18 protein-coding genes are annotated in these 19,099 nt (G+C 46.8%); 13 read left to right on the top strand and 5 right to left on the bottom strand.

The annotated features are described in order from the left end of the window. Nucleotides 1-458: 458 nt before the first annotated feature. From HMPREF2955_RS08400 to HMPREF2955_RS08340, 13 genes are all read left to right on the top strand, one after another. Complete coding sequence (locus tag HMPREF2955_RS08400; protein WP_070722615.1) at nucleotides 459-1,814, top strand: MATE family efflux transporter; 1,356 nt, start codon at nucleotides 459-461, stop codon at nucleotides 1,812-1,814. A gap of 2 nt (nucleotides 1,815-1,816) precedes the next feature. Then, a complete protein-coding gene (locus HMPREF2955_RS08395; RefSeq protein WP_070722613.1) occupies nucleotides 1,817-2,455 on the top strand; it encodes a cytidylate kinase-like family protein in 639 nt (212 codons plus the stop codon). After that, nucleotides 2,443-2,949: a metallophosphoesterase family protein gene (locus tag HMPREF2955_RS08390; RefSeq protein WP_070722611.1), complete on the top strand. Its 507-nt coding sequence runs from the start codon at nucleotides 2,443-2,445 to the stop codon at nucleotides 2,947-2,949. The genes HMPREF2955_RS08395 and HMPREF2955_RS08390 overlap by 13 nt, the downstream gene beginning before the upstream one ends. Before the next feature lie 12 nt (nucleotides 2,950-2,961). Continuing rightward, nucleotides 2,962-4,110, top strand: a complete 1,149-nt coding sequence (gene rfbB / locus HMPREF2955_RS08385; protein WP_070722609.1) for a dTDP-glucose 4,6-dehydratase — start codon at nucleotides 2,962-2,964, stop codon at nucleotides 4,108-4,110. After that, nucleotides 4,110-4,412, top strand: a complete 303-nt coding sequence (locus HMPREF2955_RS08380; RefSeq protein WP_070722607.1) for a histidinol dehydrogenase — start codon at nucleotides 4,110-4,112, stop codon at nucleotides 4,410-4,412. The genes rfbB and HMPREF2955_RS08380 overlap by 1 nt, the downstream gene beginning before the upstream one ends. Continuing rightward, nucleotides 4,409-4,822 carry a sugar 3,4-ketoisomerase gene (locus tag HMPREF2955_RS08375; protein ID WP_070722605.1) on the top strand — a complete coding sequence of 138 codons (414 nt, stop codon included), beginning with the start codon at nucleotides 4,409-4,411 and terminating at the stop codon, nucleotides 4,820-4,822. Before HMPREF2955_RS08380 ends, HMPREF2955_RS08375 begins: the two co-directional genes overlap by 4 nt. 55 nt (nucleotides 4,823-4,877) lie before the next feature. Beyond that, complete coding sequence (locus HMPREF2955_RS08370) at nucleotides 4,878-5,819, top strand: GNAT family N-acetyltransferase (protein ID WP_070722604.1); 942 nt, start codon at nucleotides 4,878-4,880, stop codon at nucleotides 5,817-5,819. A gap of 84 nt (nucleotides 5,820-5,903) precedes the next feature. Next, complete coding sequence (locus HMPREF2955_RS08365; protein ID WP_070722603.1) at nucleotides 5,904-7,007, top strand: DegT/DnrJ/EryC1/StrS family aminotransferase; 1,104 nt, start codon at nucleotides 5,904-5,906, stop codon at nucleotides 7,005-7,007. A gap of 181 nt (nucleotides 7,008-7,188) precedes the next feature. After that, nucleotides 7,189-8,010: a 3-methyl-2-oxobutanoate hydroxymethyltransferase gene (gene panB / locus HMPREF2955_RS08360; RefSeq protein ID WP_070722601.1), complete on the top strand. Its 822-nt coding sequence runs from the start codon at nucleotides 7,189-7,191 to the stop codon at nucleotides 8,008-8,010. 91 nt (nucleotides 8,011-8,101) lie between these two features. Beyond that, nucleotides 8,102-9,277: an MFS transporter gene (locus HMPREF2955_RS08355; RefSeq protein ID WP_070722598.1), complete on the top strand. Its 1,176-nt coding sequence runs from the start codon at nucleotides 8,102-8,104 to the stop codon at nucleotides 9,275-9,277. A 94-nt stretch (nucleotides 9,278-9,371) separates the two neighbouring features. Then, nucleotides 9,372-10,805 (top strand): right-handed parallel beta-helix repeat-containing protein, encoded by a 1,434-nt coding sequence (locus HMPREF2955_RS08350; protein ID WP_070722596.1) that lies wholly within the window; start codon nucleotides 9,372-9,374, stop codon nucleotides 10,803-10,805. Between the two features lie 24 nt (nucleotides 10,806-10,829). Then, complete coding sequence (gene cdd / locus HMPREF2955_RS08345; RefSeq protein ID WP_019188461.1) at nucleotides 10,830-11,312, top strand: cytidine deaminase; 483 nt, start codon at nucleotides 10,830-10,832, stop codon at nucleotides 11,310-11,312. Between the two features lie 235 nt (nucleotides 11,313-11,547). Beyond that, entirely contained in the window at nucleotides 11,548-11,727 is a 180-nt protein-coding gene (locus HMPREF2955_RS08340; protein ID WP_019188460.1) for a PG1828 family lipoprotein, read from the top strand. 700 nt (nucleotides 11,728-12,427) lie between these two features. On the opposite strand, the gene HMPREF2955_RS08335 is transcribed toward HMPREF2955_RS08340, so the two are convergent. The 5 genes from HMPREF2955_RS08335 to HMPREF2955_RS08315 form a co-directional block, all read right to left on the bottom strand. After that, nucleotides 12,428-13,888, bottom strand: a complete 1,461-nt coding sequence (locus HMPREF2955_RS08335) for a zinc ribbon domain-containing protein (protein WP_070722594.1) — start codon at nucleotides 13,886-13,888, stop codon at nucleotides 12,428-12,430. A 37-nt stretch (nucleotides 13,889-13,925) separates the two neighbouring features. After that, nucleotides 13,926-14,621 (bottom strand): glycoside hydrolase family 25 protein, encoded by a 696-nt coding sequence (locus HMPREF2955_RS08330; protein ID WP_070722592.1) that lies wholly within the window; start codon nucleotides 14,619-14,621, stop codon nucleotides 13,926-13,928. A 48-nt stretch (nucleotides 14,622-14,669) separates the two neighbouring features. Continuing rightward, nucleotides 14,670-15,476 carry a hypothetical protein gene (locus tag HMPREF2955_RS08325; RefSeq protein WP_070722590.1) on the bottom strand — a complete coding sequence of 269 codons (807 nt, stop codon included), beginning with the start codon at nucleotides 15,474-15,476 and terminating at the stop codon, nucleotides 14,670-14,672. A 12-nt stretch (nucleotides 15,477-15,488) separates the two neighbouring features. Then, on the bottom strand, nucleotides 15,489-16,778 hold the full coding sequence (locus HMPREF2955_RS08320) for a Na+/H+ antiporter NhaC family protein (RefSeq protein ID WP_070722588.1): 1,290 nt from the start codon (nucleotides 16,776-16,778) through the stop codon (nucleotides 15,489-15,491). 536 nt (nucleotides 16,779-17,314) lie between these two features. Next, complete coding sequence (locus tag HMPREF2955_RS08315; protein WP_070722586.1) at nucleotides 17,315-18,379, bottom strand: LacI family DNA-binding transcriptional regulator; 1,065 nt, start codon at nucleotides 18,377-18,379, stop codon at nucleotides 17,315-17,317. Nucleotides 18,380-19,099: the final 720 nt, after the last annotated feature.

Here is a 19,099-nt window from a genome sequence, read left to right as displayed (position 1 = left end):
AAAAATTCATTTTGCAGCATTCACATGCTAACCCCCATTGACATCAAAACCAGCCTTCCCGAGAATCGATTTTTTGCGGCTAGGTGAGCGATTGGTGAATGAAAAGGGTACTCATAACGTTAAAATTTATGCTGAAAAGTGGACAGAAACAGACAAGTTGGGGCGTTGACAAGTTAGCGAGTTGGCAGGTTGACGTGTTGACCAGTTAACGAGTAGCCCAGTTAACGGGTTGACAAACCAACGAGAGTGGACAAGCTAACGAGTAGACCGTTTACGAGTTAACCAGTTGACAAGCCAACGAATAGACCAGTTAACGAGAAGATGGGTTTAAAAGCCTGTTTCACCATTAAACAGCTACTACAAGTGCGTTGCCAACTAGAAAGTTGGTAATAATGAGCAGGTAATTTGTGGAAACCAGCTATAATTAGTACTTTTGCAGGATAAACCGAATTATATTGATGGATAATCAGAAAGCAACATTAGAGTTAGGTACAAAGCCAGTGGGGCAGCTGCTTGTGCGCTATGCCGTCCCTGCAATCATTGCCATGACGGCATCCTCGCTCTACAACATGGTTGACAGTATCTTTATTGGGCAGGGCGTTGGTGCTTTGGCTATCTCTGGACTTGCCATTACCTTTCCGCTGATGAACCTTTCTACGGCTTTTGGCGCGGGTGTAGGAGTGGGGGCATCTAGTTTGCTTTCCGTAAAGCTAGGCCAGAAGGATTATGGAGCCGCCCAAAACATACTCGGCAACACTGTGATGTTAAACATCATAACGGGCGTTTGTTTCTCCATCATCAGCCTTTTGTTTCTCGAACCCATCCTGATGTTCTTTGGGGCGAGTGCCCAAACGCTGCCTTACGCCAAAGACTACATGGAGATTATCCTCCTTGGTAACGTTGTTACGCACCTGTATTTTGGTCTTAATGCCCTGCAACGGGCGGCAGGCAAGCCCCAATTGTCTATGTATATGACCATCTTCACGGTGATAATCAATGCCATACTCGACCCCATCTTCATTTGGCCATTAGGACTAGGCATACGTGGAGCCGCCTATGCCACGGTGCTTTCTCAGTTGCTTGCCCTGATATGGCAGTTGGTGATGTTCAGCAACAAGTCTGAATTTATACACTTCAAGCGTGGAATATACCGTTTGCGCAGTCGTTTGGTCAAGAATATCCTTGCCATTGGCATGTCTCCCTTTTCCATGAACGTGTGCGCTTGCTTTGTGGTTATCATCATCAACAACAGTTTGGTGTCGCATGGGGGCGACATGGCTGTTGGTGCCTACGGCATCATCAACCGCATTGCCTTTATCTTCGTGATGGTAACCATCGGTGTTAACCAAGGTATGCAGCCCATTGCAGGCTACAATTATGGAGCGATGAAGTTCGACCGCATGATGCGCGTGTTGAAATACGCCGTAATTTGCGGCACATGCGTAACCACAACGGGCTTTGTGGTAGGCGAGTTTTTTCCCGAACAGTGCGTTAGGCTCTTCACATCCGACCAAACGCTCATCACCCTTTCGGTGCATGCCATGCGCATAACGATGATGTCTTTCCCCATCATCGGCTATCAAATGGTTATCGCCAACTTCTTCCAAAGCATCGGCAAGGCCAAGATAAGCGTTTTCCTTTCGCTTTCAAGGCAGTTGGTGTTCTTAATTCCGCTGCTCTTGGTGCTGCCTACACTTTATGGTGTAGACGGTGTGTGGTGGTCTATGCCCGTTGCCGATACCACGTCGGCCTTAGTAACAGCCGTTATCATGGTCTTGTTTATGCGCAAAATCAACAAACAAAAGACATTATAGCAATGGAAACTTCGAATATTATCATAACAGTGGGCAGACAGCTTGGCAGTGGCGGCAAGGAAATTGCCTCATTGCTGGCACAACACTTGGGTTATAAGATGTATGATGGCGAGTTGTTGAACCTAGCTGCAAAAGAAAGTGGACTGTGTGAACGGCTTTTCGAACGCAACGATGAGCAGAAGGCGTTTAGCAAAAGTTTCTTCCGTTATAATCTTCCACTTATCGGCGGAGAACACGGCATGTTCCAAAACGAGCTGTCGCAAGATACGTTGTTCAAGTTTCAAAGCGAGGCCATCATCAAGGCTGCCGAGGCTGACAATTGCGTGTTCGTGGGTAGGTGCGCCGACTATATTCTGCGTGATGCTCCACGTATTATTAGTTTTTTCGTAACGGCAAACCTCGAAGAGCGTATTCAACGCGTGATGCAACGCCAGCAATGCGACGAGAAAAAGGCTACCGCCATCATTCACGAAGGCGACGAACGCCGAGCCGCCTATTACGATTTCTATACGGGTAAGACGTGGGGGCATGGGTTCTCGTACGACCTTTGCATCAATTCTTCCATCTTGGGAATAAAGGGCACGGCCGATTTCCTTGGTCAATTTATTGAAACAAAGTTTTCTAAGCAATGCGGCGAATAGGTATTTTGAGCGACACCCACGGCTATTGGGACGACAGGTACTTGACCTATTTTGCCGAATGCGACGAGATTTGGCATGCAGGCGACATCGGTTCGTTGGAAGTTTCCATGCGTTTGGCCGCCTTTAAGCCGCTAAGGGCTGTGCATGGCAACATAGATGGTGGCGACCTGCGCCGCCTATACCCAGAGCGATTACGCTTTAAGGTAGAGGATGTAGACGTTTTGATGACTCATATCGGCGGTTATCCAGGGCATTACGACCCGCGCATACAGGCCACACTCTATGCTAGTCCGCCTAAACTATTCGTTGCGGGGCATTCGCACATCTTGAAAATACAATACGATAAGACGTTGAACATGCTACACATCAACCCCGGAGCAGCAGGCATATCGGGATTCCACAAGGAACGAACACTCGTTAGGCTTACTATTGAGGGTGAAAAATTCACCGATTGTGAAGTAATAACATTATCAGACAATAATAAAAACAGATAAATATATTTTTATATGAAAGCCTATCTCGTAACAGGAGCGGCTGGTTTTATCGGCGCCAACTACATTAAGTATCTCTTGGAAAAGAAGTACCAGGACGAAGACATCAAAGTTATTGTACTAGACCTACTTACATACGCAGGCAATTTGGGTACGATAAAGAACAACATCGACGACAAACGCTGCGTGTTTGTTCGTGGTGACATACGCGATCGTGACTTGGTTAACGGTCTTTTTGCCGACAACGACATCGACTATGTGGTTAACTTTGCCGCAGAAAGTCATGTAGACCGCAGCATCGAAGACCCACAGCTGTTTCTTTCGGTAAACATTCTTGGCACCCAAAACCTGCTGGATGCGGCGCGTAAGGCCTGGGTTACGGGTAAAGACGAAACGGGTTATCCCACATGGAAGGCCGGCAAACGCTACCATCAAGTATCTACCGACGAGGTTTATGGCTCGCTAGGAGATACTGGTTACTTTATGGAAACTACGCCTTTGTGCCCTCATAGCCCATATAGTGCATCGAAAGCTAGTGCCGACATGTTTGTCATGGCTTACCACGACACCTACCACATGCCCGTAAGCATCACACGTTGCTCAAACAATTACGGTCCATATCATTTTCCCGAGAAACTTATTCCGCTAATTATCAACAATATTATAGAAGGAAAGAAACTCCCCGTTTACGGCAAAGGCGAGAACGTTAGAGATTGGCTTTACGTTGAAGACCATTGTAAGGCCATCGACCTTGTTGTACGTGAAGGGCGCGTTGGCGAGGTGTATAACGTTGGCGGACACAACGAAATGAAGAACATCGACATTGTGAAACTGATTATTAAGACCATTCGCCAACTGATGGACGGCAACAAAGACCTTCGCCACGTGCTTAAAAAACAAGAATTGGATGCTAATGGAGAGATACGCACCGACTGGATAAACGAAGATCTGATTACGTATGTTGCCGACCGATTGGGACACGACCAACGTTATGGTATCGACCCAACGAAGATTAAAAACGAACTGGGCTGGTATCCCGAAACAATGTTTGCCGATGGCATCGTTAAGACCATCGAGTGGAACTTGGCCAATCAGGAGTGGATTGCCGAAGTAACCAGCGGTGATTATCAAAAGTATTACGAAGAGATGTACGGCAACCGTTAATGGATAGCATTAGTACAGAGTTGCATAGCTTTCTCATCAGCTTTGGCCAAAATCCCAAGTTGGTGAGTCATCAGGTGGGGCATTATGTTGAACATTTGCTCCAACTGTTGCCCACCTTGAACGAACAACGGCTAATTTCTTTTTATGGCCTGTTCGGTAAAACAAGGCTTACGTTACGCCAATTGGCACAGGCAAAGAACGAAACAGACACCCAAACGGCCGAAAACATAGCCATCGACTTGCGTAGGTTGGCTGTAACACCCGAATGGCAGATGCTTAAAGGTTTGATAAACAAAAAATGAAACACTTGAACACAGCTCTTATAGACTTTCCCAAGATAACCGATCCGCGTGGTAATCTCACTGTGGCGCAGACATTGACAGATGTTCCATTCGCCATAAAACGCGCTTATTGGGTTTACGATGTGCCTGCCGGTGAATGCCGCGGAGGGCATGCGCACAAGTTGTGCAAGGAGGTTCTTATCGCCCTTAGTGGTAGTTTCCATGTAACGGTAGACAACGGCGAAGAGCAAAAAACTGTGTTGCTTAACCATCCTTATCAAGGTTTGCTTATTGATACAGACGTGTGGCGAACGCTCGACGACTTCTCTTCTGGGGCGGTTTGTTTGGTTTTAGCATCCGAACCGTTCGACGAAGACGACTATATTCGCGAGTACGACGACTTTCTTCGGTATCTCGCAGATAAAAAATAGCGGTGCATTGCATCGTGTTTTATATTGGCTTTAATACCCATCCTGCAATTTTTGAATGTACGAAATAGTTAGATATACGCCTGAACTGAAAACCCAATGGGATAGTTTTGTTCGCAAAAGCCGAAACGGAACCTTCCTTTTCCTGCGCGATTATATGGACTACCATCGCCAAAGGTTCACCGATTTCTCACTTCTTATATTCCATAAGCAATCTTTGGTGGCTCTTTTGCCGCTCAATAAAGAAAGGGATGGGAGCGTGACTTCGCATAGTGGGTTGACCTACGGCGGACTGATAACCGACAAGAAGGGTAGGGCGGTTAAGGTGATGCAGGTGTTCGAATGCCTTAATGCATGGTTACGCAATGCGGGAATAACACGCGTTGTGTATCGCCCCGTGCCGTGGATATACCATGAATTGCCTGCCGAAGAAGACCTTTATGCGCTTTTCAATGTCTGCAATGCCCGCCTAACAGCTCGCGAAATATCCTCTACTATCTCGCAAGAGAATAAGTTGGCCTTCAGTCAGTCGCGAAAAGACTGTCTGCGAAAGGCCCAAAGAGCAGGTGTAGAAGTTATGCCCTGCAACGATTTCGCCGCTTTTTGGGATATACTATCTGCCAACTTACAACAGCGATACGCCGTTAACCCTGTGCATTCGCTTACCGAAATAACGATGTTGGCAAACCTTTTCTCTCGCCACATCCGCCTTTATGCGGCCTATTTAGACAACGAAATGGTTGCAGGAACTGTGGTCTACGTTATGCCACGCGTAGTGCATGTGCAATATATATCTGCATCGGCCAAGGGAAAAGCCGTTGGTGCGCTCGACCTTCTGTTTCGTTATCTCATCGACGAAGTGTTTATTGACAAGCCGTTTTTCGACTTTGGCAAGTCTACCGAAGACCGCGGACGACGGTTAAACGAACCGCTTATCTTCCAAAAGGAAGGCTTTGGAGGGCGTGGCGTGTGTTACGACACCTACGAATGGGTGCCATAGGCTCCGCACTAACGTCGTTTTCAAGTGTCTGCACACCTTTGTTCGATGTTATATGTAATTAATGTATAAGTGTCCTTTCATGTCATGTTAAAGTATTTCGACCTTCAACGATACACCGCCCAGCACCGCGAGCAACTGCAAGAAGTGGTTCGCCGCGTGGTGGATAGTGGTTGGTATCTGTTGGGTAACGAGGTAAAGGCTTTCGAAAAGGCCTATGCCCAATACATCGGTACGTTGCATTGTGTGGCCTGCGGAAACGGATTAGATGCTCTTTCGCTTATCTTCAAGGCTTATATTGAAAAAGGTTTGTTGCATCATGGCGATGAGATACTAGTGCCAGCCAACACGTATATCGCCTCAATCATCTCAATAACGTCTAACGGTTTGGTGCCAGTTTTGGTCGAACCTCATCCTGATACGTTTCAAATAGATGCGCAACAAATGGCAAAACACATGGGTGTGCGAACCAAAGCACTGCTTGTTGTGCACCTATACGGCAAGTGTGCCTTTACCAAAGAGTTGCTTTCCATTTGCGCAGAACATCAACTTTTGATGATAGAAGACAATGCACAAGCTCATGGTTGCCTATGGAATGAACGGCGGACAGGCAGTGTAGGCCATGCGGCTGCCCACAGTTTTTACCCGGGTAAGAACCTCGGTGCGTTGGGAGATGCCGGCTGTGTAACCACTGACGATGAAGAGTTGGCGAACATTGTGCGGGCATTGGGCAACTATGGGTCGAGCAAGAAATATGTGTTCGACTACGTTGGACAGAACAGTAGGATGGACGAAGTGCAGGCCGCAGTGCTTTGCGAGAAACTAAAATGGCTGGACCAAGACAACAAACGGCGCGTGGCCATCGCTGAAAAGTATGTTGACGGCATCCGAAATGCAAACATAACCTTGCCCACCAAGGACTATTTGGCTAACAACGTGTTCCACATTTTCCCTGTGCTATGCGTCAAGCGCGATTTGTTGCAGCACGAATTACACAAGCGCGGCATCGAGACCATCATTCATTATCCCATTCCGCCCCACAAGCAACAGTGCTATTCCGAGTGGAAGGATCTTTCTCTACCAATCACCGAGCGCATACATAGCGAAGAGTTAAGCTTGCCGTTAAACCCAGCGATGACAGACGAAGAAGTGGAAATGGTTATCACGGCTGTGTCTGACATCAGGCTTTGACAACAGATGAAGACTTGCATCAAATGCTTTCCACAAGTGCTTCGTGTGCCGTGTCTTTAACAAACACAATTTGCAGATATGGATAATAATGCTTAACTTTGCCCTAAATTTATAACAAGATATGGCAAAATGGAGTTGGGGCGAGGCTCTAACTCCATTTAATTGAAAATGAAAGAACGTCATGGCAGGCTATTTAAACACTGACATAAAGAAGGTAACTGCAAACCAGTTTGCGGCAATGAAACGCCAAGGCGAGAAGATCTCTATGCTCACTGCATACGATTTCACCACGGCAACGATTATTGACGGGGCTGGAATAGACGGCATCTTAGTGGGCGACTCGGCTTCTAACGTGATGGCAGGAAACGCCGACACCTTGCCCATTACGCTCGATGAAATGATTTATCACGCCCGAAGTGTTGCCCGTGCCGTGCATCGCGCCCTCGTTGTATGCGACATGCCATTTGGTACTTATCAAGTTTCAAAAGACTTGGCCGTGGCCAATGCCGTGCGAATGATGAAAGAGACAGGTGTGGATGCCTTGAAACTGGAAGGCGGAAAGGAAATTGCCGACACGATTAAACATTTGGTAGACATCGGCATACCCGTTATTGGACACCTCGGACTGACGCCACAAAGCGTGCATAAGTTTGGCGGATATGGCGTTCGGGCAAAAGAAACGGCCGAGGCCGAAAAGCTAATTGCGGACGCCGTGGCACTGGACAATGCCGGCTGTTTTGCCATAACCTTGGAGAAAGTGCCTGCCGATTTAGCCGCTGAGGTAACAAAACGCGTATCGTGCGCCACGATTGGGATAGGTGCAGGCCATGCAACCGATGGCCAAATTCTTGTATATGCCGACATGCTTGGCCTTACGCAGGGTTTCAAACCTAAGTTTTTAAGGCAGTACGCCCATCTTGCGCAGCAGATGAACGATGCTGTGCAGGCCTACATCACCGACGTTAAGGCAGCGACGTTCCCCTCTGTTGACGAGTCGTATTGACCTAAGTTACATGTAAGGGCATTCAATGCGCCAACTATTAACGTTCGTGTTCTTCACCTCCACTTCATGATTATCAATTAACAACGAAGCAATGGACACCCAAAACACCCCAGTACACATCAGTCTTTGGCACGCCGACTTTTGGATTTTGGCCATTACCAACTTGCTTATAACCATGTCGGTTTATATGCTCATACCCATTTTGCCTGTTTGGATGTTGGGGTCGGCTGGTTTTTCCCAACAAGGCGTGGGAATTGTAATGGGCGTTTACGGCATCGGATTGTTTCTTTTGGGCGGCTTTTGCAACTGGCTTGTTCAGCGTTATCGCCGCAACAGGGTTTGTCTTTGGGCCATTGCCTTGGTGTTTTTGGCCTTGCTAGGCTGTTGGCTTGTTGAGCGCGAGCTGCATCAGTCGTGGTTGCAATACCGCGTGTTGTTGTTCCTTCGCCTTGTACTGGGTGCCGGTTTTGGCCTAGTACAGATGATATTGTCTAGCACGTTGATTATAGATAAGAGCGAATCCTTTCAGCGTACCGAGGCCAACCACGCCTCTGCATGGTTCGGACGCTTTGCTTTGTCGCTCGGCCCAATGCTTAGCATTGTCTTTGCTCGCACCACTTTCAGTCCTATTTTGGCCAGTGCTGCTTTGGCTTTGGCTGCTTATATGCTGCTTGCCACGGTGAAATTTCCCTTTCGCACGCCCGACGACGGTGTGAAAAAGATTAGTGGCGACCGTTTTTTCCTACCCGTGGCGAAGTGGCTTTTCCTCAATCTCTTCCTCATTTGCCTGTCGGTTGGCATACTTATGTCCACGCAATTCACTGCTATGTTTTACGCTATGGTGATGGTGGGCTTTGCGGTTGCTTTGCTGGCCGAACGCTTTGCCTTTGTAGATGCCGACCTAAAAAGTCAGGTAGTGGCAGGTTCGATACTCATTGCTGCGGCTTTGGTGATGATTTTAACACGCAAACAGATGATAGTTAACTACATATCACCCGTGTTTGTAGGACTTGGCATTGGACTTATCGGTTCGCGTTTCTTGCTCTTTTTCATTAAGCTGAGCAAGCATTGTCAGCGTGGAACGGCTGTAAGCACCTACATGTTGGGATGGGAAAGCGGCCTGGCGGCAGGCCTTTTCGTAGGCTACTTCTTCTTTGCCGAAGACCTTCACCTAGCATTGTCGGCCTCGTTAGTATGCCTTATTTTGGCTTTCGGCTTGTATGTGGCCTTTACGCACCAGTGGTATATTAGGAAAAAGAATAGGTAACTGGTTTGTTTGCGTGCTTACTCTCATAGTCTGGTTGCGCACTCTTTTTCCCGTTTATCGGCAATATATTTGTTTGTGACACGTTATTAACAGTATGAAAGTAAAGTACGCCTGTTTTATTATCTCGATATTCTGTTTATTGTTCTCGTGTTCCGACGACGATTTCACCACATCTTCTTCGGTTTCGCCCCTCCATTTCTCAACAGATACGGTTGATATGGACACCGTATTTGCCAATGTTCCCACGTCTACACGTACCTTTTGGGTGTACAACCGTTCGGGTGCCAACGTGCGACTGTCTAGTGTGCGCTTGGCTGGCGGCAATCAACAAGGTTATCGGGTGAATGTAGACGGCACATACCTAAGTGCCGAATCGGGATTTCAAACGAATAATTTGGAAGTACACAAGAATGATAGCATACGCGTTTTTGTTGAGCTGACATCTCCAAAGGCAACGTCGGAAGGATTGGAGCTGATAGAAGACAAATTGGTGTTTAGTCAGCCGGGCGGTATGGAACAACGCGTGTTACTTCGTGCGCGTAGTTGGAAAGCGCGCTCGGTAAGCAATCTTCGTATACGGCGAGATACTACGTTGACAGGCGAAAGTCCTATCATTGTTTATGGTAAAATACGAGTTGACAGTGCGGCAACGCTTACTTTAGCCCCTGGAACGAGGTTGTTTTTTCACGATAAGGCTGGGATTGACGTCTATGGCCGACTGCTTGTTAAGGGAACAGCCGAGGCCAACGTAGTGTTGCGCGGCGACAGGTTGGACAAGATGTTTAGCTATTTGCCTTACGACCGTGTAAGTGGGCAATGGGCTGGCGTGCGTATCTACGAGTATTCGTATGGCAACGAATTTGAAAACATGGACCTCCATAGTTCTTTCGACGGCTTGCGAGTTGATTCGTCGGACGTTTCCAAAACAAAATTAACCATGAAAGCTGTAACAATACACAACTGCCAAGGCTTTGGAGTGCTGGCGGACAATAGCCAGATAGAGATGCAAAACTGCCAAATATCCAACACGCAGAACGATTGTGTGCGCATAAACGGCGGAAAAGTATCGCTAACGCATTGCACCTTGGCTCAGTTTTACCCTTTCGGTGCTAACCGGGGCGCAGCTTTGTGGGTAACGTTCAACAAGTATCCGCTGATAAACTTGGTGGTACAGAACAGCCTTTTAACTGGTTATGCCAACGATATATTGATGCTGGGGAAGGAAGAAAAGGATAAGGGGCTGTTGATGACGTTTAGAGACTGTCGTATTAGAATGCCCAAATTGGAAGTACCCTACACGAATGCGAAGTTTGAGAACGTTACTTACGAGAACGCTTCGGACACAACCCTATCGCCCCGCAACACGTTTGCGGTGTTCGATGAGAAAAACCTTTATTACGATTTCAGATTAAAGAAGGGTAGTGGGGCGATAGATGCGGGTAACGCATTGTGGGCATTGCCCATCGACAGGCGAGGTGTGGCGCGCGACGCTAAACCCGACTTGGGGGCGTACGAATATAAAGAGTAAAAAGCAAAAAAGACAATATATATTATGAGAACAATAGACCTTAACATTCGCGTTCGCGAATTTGCATTCGATGAAATGAACGAGGCAGACCGCCATTTGCTGGAACAAGCCAAGCTGGCCACCAATAATGCCTACGCCAATTATTCGAAGTTCTATGTGGGTGCAGCCCTTTTGTTAGCCGATGGAAGTGTGGTTATAGGTGCCAATCAAGAGAATGCAGCCTTTCCGTCGGGCTTATGTGCCGAACGTTCGGCCATCTTTGCAGCCCAATCGCGATGTCCAGAGCAGGCCATCGTTGCTATGGCAGTGGCCGCACGCAACGAGAAGGGTTTTCTTTCCGAACCAATCACCCCTTGTGGCGCGTGTAGGCAGGTAGTGTTGGAAATGGAAGACCGTTATAAGCAGCCTGTCCGCATTCTTCTTTATGGCGAAAATCGTATTTTTGAGCTTTCGTCAATCAAAGACTTGCTCCCTCTTTCGTTTGTGGACGCACACATGCACGGCTAGGCGTTCACTAAAAGGCAGTAAAATGTCTAGTAGATGAGCAAAATTGCTTAAATTGGACGTATTAGGCTGATTTTTAACTATTCTGTAAGGAGTTGATATACAGTAATATATAGAAAAGTTACAGAATTAGTTGAAAAATAATGCTAAAAAACGATACGTCGTATTGGAAAAATGTTTACCTTTGCAATGTTTTAATAAACAAATGATTGTTTTACAGATTTAAAAAGCAAAGAAAATGAAAAAATTAGTTTTGGCTTTCGTAGCTATCGCTGCTGTATCTTTCGCATCTTGCAATGATAAGAAGAACGCTCCTGCTGCTAACGCAGACAGCACGGTTAATGACACCGCTAACGTTCAAGACAGCACTGCTGCTAACGACAGCACCGCTGCTAACGATTCAACAGCTCACATGTAATTTCTACGTAAAGTGAAATGAGAGAACGGGCGCACCTTTGGTGCGCCTTTTTTATGCGTTTTAAGCTGCAAAGGTCTAAATCACTGACCCCTTACAACCTGCCACAAAGGGGTCAACAGAAGATTAATGGTTATTTTTTCAGGCTACCTGCTGATAAATAAGTATTGTAAACCCTTAAACATAGGTTCTTTGTAGTATGGATAGCCCATGTAAGCTAAGTATAGATTTTGTAGTCTTTATTTTAGCACTTTATATTCTTTAATATTCAGTAAATAAAGCGATGTGAAAGAATAGAGCTCACAAAAAGGTATTGATAATTAGATTTTAAACGATATCACACCAAATTCCGGAAGAACCTTTTTTGTGCGTTTTAAGTTGCATGGGCCTATTGCGGGCCTTATTCTAGGAGGCATGACGGGTTACGTCTAGAGGCTAAGACAGGAAATAGGGTCAACAAGCAAATGAAAGATGAATAGAAACAATAGAAACAATAGAAACAATGGAAACAACTTCAGATATTTGATAAGCGGTCTAAAGACCGACTCGGGTTTAACCTCTGCATAAAAATATCCCCACTCTGGCGCAGGGATGGTAACCCTAACCAAAGGTGGGGATATTATATGAAAGGCAGTTAACCGATATCGTTTAACGATAAACACAGGTCAAGGCATGGCAGACAAAGTGAGTTGTGGTTGCGTATTTACTTTATCACCTTAACCATGTTCAGTTCTGTAATCTTTCCATCGGGGTTCACTTTCGCCTTAATGCGATAGTTAGCCTCTGTTTCTTGGTCCTCGTCTTCGCGCTCAATCTTTTGTTTTGCAGAGAAGTCAACGCTATATTCGTATTCATCGATACCAATCTCACGTTTTGTAATCTTCATGTCGTTGTTGGCGCGCCATTCCATAGCCGTGATGTCGTCTTTATAAATTTTGTTGAGGAAAGCAATGACATCGCTTTTCGAGGCGTTGCTCTTTCCAAGGAACGAACTTAGGAAATCGCTGAAGTTAGAAGTGAGCCCTTCGTCGTCGCGGTCGTTAATGCTACGGAACACGCTGCGGAACACCAAAGCTAGCATTTCTTTTTCTTTCGGCGTAATGTTCTTGGTTTTGGCCACATTCAAGTTATTGTTAGCCTCGTCAATATATACGCCGTTGGGATGTTCGGTAACATATAGGTTGTAGGCCTCTGCCGTATTGGCTTTTTTAGCCACCAACCAGTCAAGCGAATCTATCTTGCGTTCCGCCTCTGCCTTGTGTGTGCTGTTAGGGTATTTGCTTAGATAATCAGCCAAAGCCGTCTTCGACCCACTCACCATCGTGTTAGTCCAGTCTAGCTCGCTTTGTTTAAGTTGGGCTAGCTGTTGGCTAATCTTGTCGCGGTGCATCGGGTCTGCATCTCTATAATTGTTTAGATACGATTCAAGCACAGCTGGGTCGTTGCTGTTAAGGGCGTATTCGTAGGCCTGTTGCTCCTTGTTACCAGATGAACCAAAAAAGAAGTATGCGCCAAGACCAATGAAGAGCAACGCAACAACCGAGATGAGAGCAATGGTTAAGATGTTCTTATTTTGCGGTTGCTGAGTGCCGGGAGGGGGCGTTTGTGGTGGAACCTGTCCGTATTGAGGCTGTTGGGGGTTGCCAAACTGCGACTGAGGTCCATTAGTGGGTTGTGCCGGTTGAGCCTGATAGCCGCTTTGTTGCTGTGTAGGCTGTGCCGGTTGAGCCTGATAACCGCCTTGTTGTTGCGTTGGCTGTACAGGTTGACCTTGATAGGCGTTGTTTACAGGTTGGCTGGCTTGCGATTGCATGCCTTGGCTGCTGCCATATACGTTTTGTTGCTGTTGAGCAGCAACAGGGGTAACCGTTGGTTGTACATACGCATTGTTAGACGGCTGTTGAGGAACGTTGGTATCTGCTACGCCTGTCGAAGGAGACTGTGGCGCAGGGGGAACAACGTTGTTGGGGTGTTCATTTTCCATGGTCGAAACATTTGCCGTGCGGTGGTGGCAGTGGGGGCATTCGGCCTGCTCCTTAAAGTAGGCCTCACCACAAACGGGGCATTTAACAACTTCGTTTTCGATTTTCGCGCCGCATGAAGGGCACGAGGGAGCTCTGTCGCTAATAACATGACCGCACTCCGGACATTTAATCATTGCCATATTGTTTTCCTTTTATGTATTGTTTGATGATAATTGGTTAGTGGTGGAAACGTATTTCGCGCAAGCCGTGGTTCTTAAGAAACCTGCTTTTGTCTACAAATCCGTTGATACCGTTAATCCGTCCCTTGCCTGTATATTGCCACATGGTGATGTCGCGTCCGTCTTTAAGTTCGGGTTCGACGGCGTTGTATTGGGCAATCATCAATGGATATCCGTCTATCGCGCCTTGCATGTGGGCGTTGTAGAAGTTGGTGAAGGTGTAGATGAGCGGCTTTTGTTTATACGCCTCTTCCACAAGCGTGATGAATTTGGTAAGCGAATCGCGGAATTCGGATGTGGACAATCCGCTCTTCGTTTCTACGTCAATCATCGGTATAAGGTCTTGGTCGCCTGGCCTGCATTGTGTCATGAAGTTCTCCAATTGCTTAGTGAGGTTGGTTTTGGGCCTGAAAAAGTGGTACGAACCCACTTTCAGCCCATATTGATGAGCCAGTTGTATGTTGCGTTCGTACCTAGGGTCGATGCGGTCGCCACCTTCGGAGGCTTTGATGTACACGTATGCCATCTTCGAGTTTTCGCCGATGACTTCCCAAAACACTTGTCCCTGATAATGGCTGATGTCTATGCCGTGTATGTGGTTGCAAGTGTCTTCGCATTGTATGTAGTATCCTTCTTGGGCATTAGCCCCAAACGGACATAATGCGCATGCCAAAACGATAAGTAATTTCTTCATAGATGCAAAGTTACAAAAAGTAGTTAGAGTGGCGGTATTATAAACGCATTATTCTTCCAATTCCGAAAGATTTTTAGCAAATTTATAGGTAAGGTTGCTGATTGTCTCTATCGGTGCATACAAAAGGTAGTGAAAGCTGCGTCTCATGCTTTGTTTAATGGCTCCCGAATTGGCGTGCAGCCACAGCGATTTGTCTTGTTTAAAGTCCCACTTTTCGCTTGTGTCTTTTGCAGTACGTTCAACCGATTTGAGCGTGGCCTTCTCGGCATCGCCCATTATGCGCTTGGTGAATGGCACTTCATCTTCCTCGAAACCTAAGAGCAGTATAAGTATGCTGCCTTGAAATTGTGCCAAGCTTTCGATGTGCAACCTGTTGAGCCAACTCTCCAACTTGACGAAGTCTACCTTATGGCCCATTGTCCGGAGATATATGCCCAAATCAACGATACCCCTTAGCACAACGCCCTTGTTAAGCGTGTCTTCCACATTATGTACGATGATATTGAGCACATGCAACGTTTCGATAGATGTGTCCATCGCATGTGGCTCGCCTTCTCTGATGGCTTTCAACCGATTGTTCAAGAACTTGTTCGACAGTCGGGAACTAGCGTAGGTCTCGTCCAAGGAGAGTTGCGGATGCGATTTCAAGTCGTGTAGGATGGGTTGGGGAATATGGCGCACGTTTTGGTATTGCTGCTTAGTGTAACCCGCCAAAGCAAACTGCAACACATCGTGAACACCCATCATGGCAAACAACTTGCGCCATTTGTAAGCCGACATGGGTTCAACATGTTGCATTTTGCCGAATGCCCCCGTTTGCAGCAAGGCGAAAAAGTTTCTCTTTATGACATCCATCGCTAGTTGTTGTTAGCTATACTTTTTGGGGTATCTGAAAACAATGGCCAAGATGGTGGCTAGGCCAATGGCAAAGGGATAATAGAGATATGGCACGATGTGCGCAGGATTGATTTTAGCCAGGCCTGCCGCCATAAGTAGTTGCGCACCGTAAGGGATGATGCCCTGAATGCAGCACGACATGGTGTCGAGTATGCTGGCACTTTTGCGACTGTCTACGCCATAACGCTGCGAAACATCTTTGGCTATGCCGCCCACAGTGAGGATAGACACGGTGTTGTTGGCCGTACACACGTCTACCAATGCAACGAGCAGGGCGATAGTTCCCTCTGCTCCGCGCCTGCCGTTGATGCGTGCCGTAAGCTTGTTGATGACATAATCTACACCGCCATTCATGCGGATAATCTCTAAAAGGCCACCTGCCAGCATGGTGATGATGATGAGTTCGCCCATGCCCACGATGCCTTCGCCCATCGAATGGAACCACCCGAAGAGGTCGTAGGCACCGTTCCAAATGCCGATAATGCCCGTCATGCCGATGCCAAGCGTAAGTACGGCCATCACGTTCATTCCAAAAATGGCCGTAACGATAACCAACACATAGGGCAAGATGTTGAGATATTGTATGCTTGAAGGGGCATGCGTGCTTGCAACGCCAAAGCCCAAGAACGTGTAAATGGCCACAATGGCAAGGGCAGCAGGCAAAACGATGTAGATGTTCACAAGGAACTTGTCTTTCATCCGACAGCCTTGCGTGTTGGTAGCGGCCACGGTGGTGTCGGAAATAAACGATAGGTTGTCGCCGAAAAACGAACCGCCCACAACTATTCCGGCCATAAGTGGAAGACTAACGCCCGTGCTTTGGGCAATGCCCACGGCAATGGGGGTGAGTGCCACAATGGTTCCGACACTTGTGCCGATAGAAAGCGAGATAAGGCAGGCCGCAAGGAAGATGCCAGGAAGCAACAGGTTGCTTGGAAGAGCATTGAGCGTGAAGTTTACCATGGCATCAATGCTGCCCATCTCTTTGGCCGAATTGGCGAAGGCACCAGCCAAAACAAATATCCACAACATCAGCATCATGTTGTTGGTGCTGGCCCCTTTGCTGAACACGTTTATCCGTTCGGCCAAAGGTTTGCCCCTCGAAGTGGCAATGGCATACATGCTCGAAATCATGAAAGCCACCGTAATGGGTATCTTATAAAAGTCGCCCGCTACGATAGACGTGACGAGATACATCACGATAAACACGAATAGCGGACTTAAAGCCAATAATCCTTTCTTATTTGAAATATGCTGCATGTCTGTTGTTTGGTTTGCTGTGGGTTAATGTAACCCTTTCTTTGCCGTTCTTGTTATCCTGCCGCTCGCTTGTGGACATTTAATTAAATGTTCTATTTCGTTCCTCTAAAAGTGCGTTTTCTCGCCATGACAATGTTTGATCAAGCTCGACATGGTTCATTTGGCTTAACGAAAACGTTCTTTTCTCGTTCCTCTAAAAGTGTGTTTTCTCGCCATGACTATGTACGAGCAAGCTCGACATTGTTCACTTGGCTTAACGAAAACGTTGGTTTGCAACAGCTTGGTGCATAGGGGGTGTTTCGCTGGGGTGGGGAAGAGTGGCTTTTCTTGTCCTCCACCTCTTTTGTTAGCCCCGTGTTGTTATCAGTGTTGTGCTCGTTTGCAACGCCGTGTTGTTTGGGTTTGCAGGCAATGTCGTTGCTTGTTGCGCCTTTCTCTGTTTTAGCGCATCTTCCTTACGGTGTGCTTTGGTGCTGTGGCACTGCCAAGCTTTTATGGTTGTGGCCCAATTCGAATGCGTTTGTCGGTCTACAGCTTTAGAGTTGCGTTCGGCGATAAAAGTCTACGTTCTCTTTTGTGAGCAGTTCAATGGGCATGTAGTTAATGGGGTCGACCTCCATTTTAAGTACGATGGCCTGGAACAGTGTTTCAACGCAGGCATAGCCCTGCATGTAGGCGTGTTGGGCAATGAGAAACGAGATGCTGCCTTGTCTAAGGCACTCCGCATTCTTGCCCACCATGTCGTAACCCATTATCCGCACGTTGCGCCTGTTGGTTTGAAGTAGGAACTTGCCTACGATATGTGCCTTCGAATTGAAGGTGATGCAATGGTGCACTTGTGGGTTTTGGGTGAAGAAATCTTCCAATATGTCGGCGTATTCGTGCTTACCCGTTTCCAAAGGCAAGTTCACGTCGGTGATTTTTATTTGTGGAAAATGGTCGTTCATGTACGTTCTGAACCCTGTTTCGCGGTTTTCTTGCTGCTTACTTACCACTTTTCCGTCTTTGGTTTGTTTCACAATTGCTATTTCGCTTTCGTTGTAAGCAACCATCATGAGCATTTTTGCAGCGAAATATCCACTAGCCAGTGAGTCTTGACCATAGAAGGAGAGCGGTTGAAGGTCGGGCATGTACGAGTCGAGCATCACGAATGGGATGTTGCGTTCGTGCAGTTTGTCTGTGAATGGGCGCGTATTTTCTAGTTGGGCAGGCACAACAATTACGCCGTCGGGATTGAGTGAGAGGCAATGGTTAACTTGGTTTACGAAGGTTTCGACGTTGAAACGGTCGTAGTACATCACCTCTACGTTGATGTGGAAGTCGCGTCTCACCTCGGCTGCTTTCATTGCTCCCTCTTCAATCTCTTCCCAATAGGCCTCCGATTCGTGCTGTGGAACGAGGAGATAAAACGTGTACGACTTGTTATAGGCTAAGGCGCTGGCATACATGTTGGGTTGGTAGTTAATCTGGGCCAACACCTTCTCAACCTTTTCTCTTGCTATTTTCGAAATGTTTGGACGGCCATGAAGTACCCTGTCTACTGTTCCAACCGACACGCCGGCCATCTTTGCTATATCCTTAATCCTTATTTTGCTGCTCATGTGTTATGCTGTAATCCAAGGCAAAAATACAAAATATCCTGCTAATAGTCAACTGCGTAAGCGATTTTTCGCTGTCAATGCCTAGAAGAGTGCGCGTAATGGATAATTATTTGGAAAATATGAACGATTTTAACGCCAATTGTTCTTTGTATGGCATCTCTCAATCTTTCTGAGCAGGCTCCAAAAACAGCATCCCCTGTATTTTTTAGGTGCTGTTTATGCAGATTTATCTTATTCTTTGGTGGTGCATAGACAGCAAGTTGAAAACAGACTGTCCAATGGCAGATTACTTCTGCGTTACGTGATGTGGTCTCTGTTGGCCGTGAGCAGCATGTACTGCAACCGCTCGCGCTGGCGGCCGTAAGCGTACGTGCTTTCCGTGCCGTTGCCCCTATGCGTGTACATAGCAAGATTGTTTTTGTCTGGTTTTCGGTAATAATTTTAACACTATGAGTGCCCTATTTGGTCACCAACCGCTCAGCTTGTCGCAAAAATTCGATTCTCGTGAAGGTTTGTTTTCATGCAAAACGAGGTTGGTTGTAGATGTTGTTAAAATGAATTTTTATTTAAAATAGCCGTCATTTACCCCATTTTTGGGGCTAATTGTTGCTAATTGCAGTACAATATGCCGCAAAATGCAGTGCGTTTTGGTGCAAAACGCACTGCAATATGGTGCAAAACACAGTGCAAGATGATTTCTAAAATGTATCTAATTGAAAA

It is taken from the genome of Prevotella sp. HMSC073D09, assembly GCF_001814145.1.
Lineage (GTDB): Bacteria > Bacteroidota > Bacteroidia > Bacteroidales > Bacteroidaceae > Prevotella > Prevotella conceptionensis.
The sequence above is the reverse complement of the archived record's forward strand: the minus strand, read 5'-3'. Positions and strand labels throughout refer to the sequence as shown.

Bases quoted from the DNA above. Each gene is read 5' to 3' on its own strand.
- HMPREF2955_RS08400 (WP_070722615.1), top strand. From the start codon at position 459: ATGGATAATCAGAAAGCAACATTAGAGTTAGGTACAAAGCCAGTGGGG.
- HMPREF2955_RS08395 (WP_070722613.1), top strand. From the start codon at position 1,817: ATGGAAACTTCGAATATTATCATAACAGTGGGCAGACAGCTTGGCAGT.
- HMPREF2955_RS08390 (WP_070722611.1), top strand. From the start codon at position 2,443: ATGCGGCGAATAGGTATTTTGAGCGACACCCACGGCTATTGGGACGAC.
- rfbB (WP_070722609.1), top strand. From the start codon at position 2,962: ATGAAAGCCTATCTCGTAACAGGAGCGGCTGGTTTTATCGGCGCCAAC.
- HMPREF2955_RS08380 (WP_070722607.1), top strand. From the start codon at position 4,110: ATGGATAGCATTAGTACAGAGTTGCATAGCTTTCTCATCAGCTTTGGC.
- HMPREF2955_RS08375 (WP_070722605.1), top strand. From the start codon at position 4,409: ATGAAACACTTGAACACAGCTCTTATAGACTTTCCCAAGATAACCGAT.
- HMPREF2955_RS08370 (WP_070722604.1), top strand. From the start codon at position 4,878: ATGTACGAAATAGTTAGATATACGCCTGAACTGAAAACCCAATGGGAT.
- HMPREF2955_RS08365 (WP_070722603.1), top strand. From the start codon at position 5,904: ATGTTAAAGTATTTCGACCTTCAACGATACACCGCCCAGCACCGCGAG.
- panB (WP_070722601.1), top strand. From the start codon at position 7,189: ATGGCAGGCTATTTAAACACTGACATAAAGAAGGTAACTGCAAACCAG.
- HMPREF2955_RS08355 (WP_070722598.1), top strand. From the start codon at position 8,102: ATGGACACCCAAAACACCCCAGTACACATCAGTCTTTGGCACGCCGAC.
- HMPREF2955_RS08350 (WP_070722596.1), top strand. From the start codon at position 9,372: ATGAAAGTAAAGTACGCCTGTTTTATTATCTCGATATTCTGTTTATTG.
- cdd (WP_019188461.1), top strand. From the start codon at position 10,830: ATGAGAACAATAGACCTTAACATTCGCGTTCGCGAATTTGCATTCGAT.
- HMPREF2955_RS08340 (WP_019188460.1), top strand. From the start codon at position 11,548: ATGAAAAAATTAGTTTTGGCTTTCGTAGCTATCGCTGCTGTATCTTTC.
- HMPREF2955_RS08335 (WP_070722594.1), bottom strand. From the start codon at position 13,888: ATGGCAATGATTAAATGTCCGGAGTGCGGTCATGTTATTAGCGACAGA.
- HMPREF2955_RS08330 (WP_070722592.1), bottom strand. From the start codon at position 14,621: ATGAAGAAATTACTTATCGTTTTGGCATGCGCATTATGTCCGTTTGGG.
- HMPREF2955_RS08325 (WP_070722590.1), bottom strand. From the start codon at position 15,476: ATGGATGTCATAAAGAGAAACTTTTTCGCCTTGCTGCAAACGGGGGCA.
- HMPREF2955_RS08320 (WP_070722588.1), bottom strand. From the start codon at position 16,778: ATGCAGCATATTTCAAATAAGAAAGGATTATTGGCTTTAAGTCCGCTA.
- HMPREF2955_RS08315 (WP_070722586.1), bottom strand. From the start codon at position 18,379: ATGAGCAGCAAAATAAGGATTAAGGATATAGCAAAGATGGCCGGCGTG.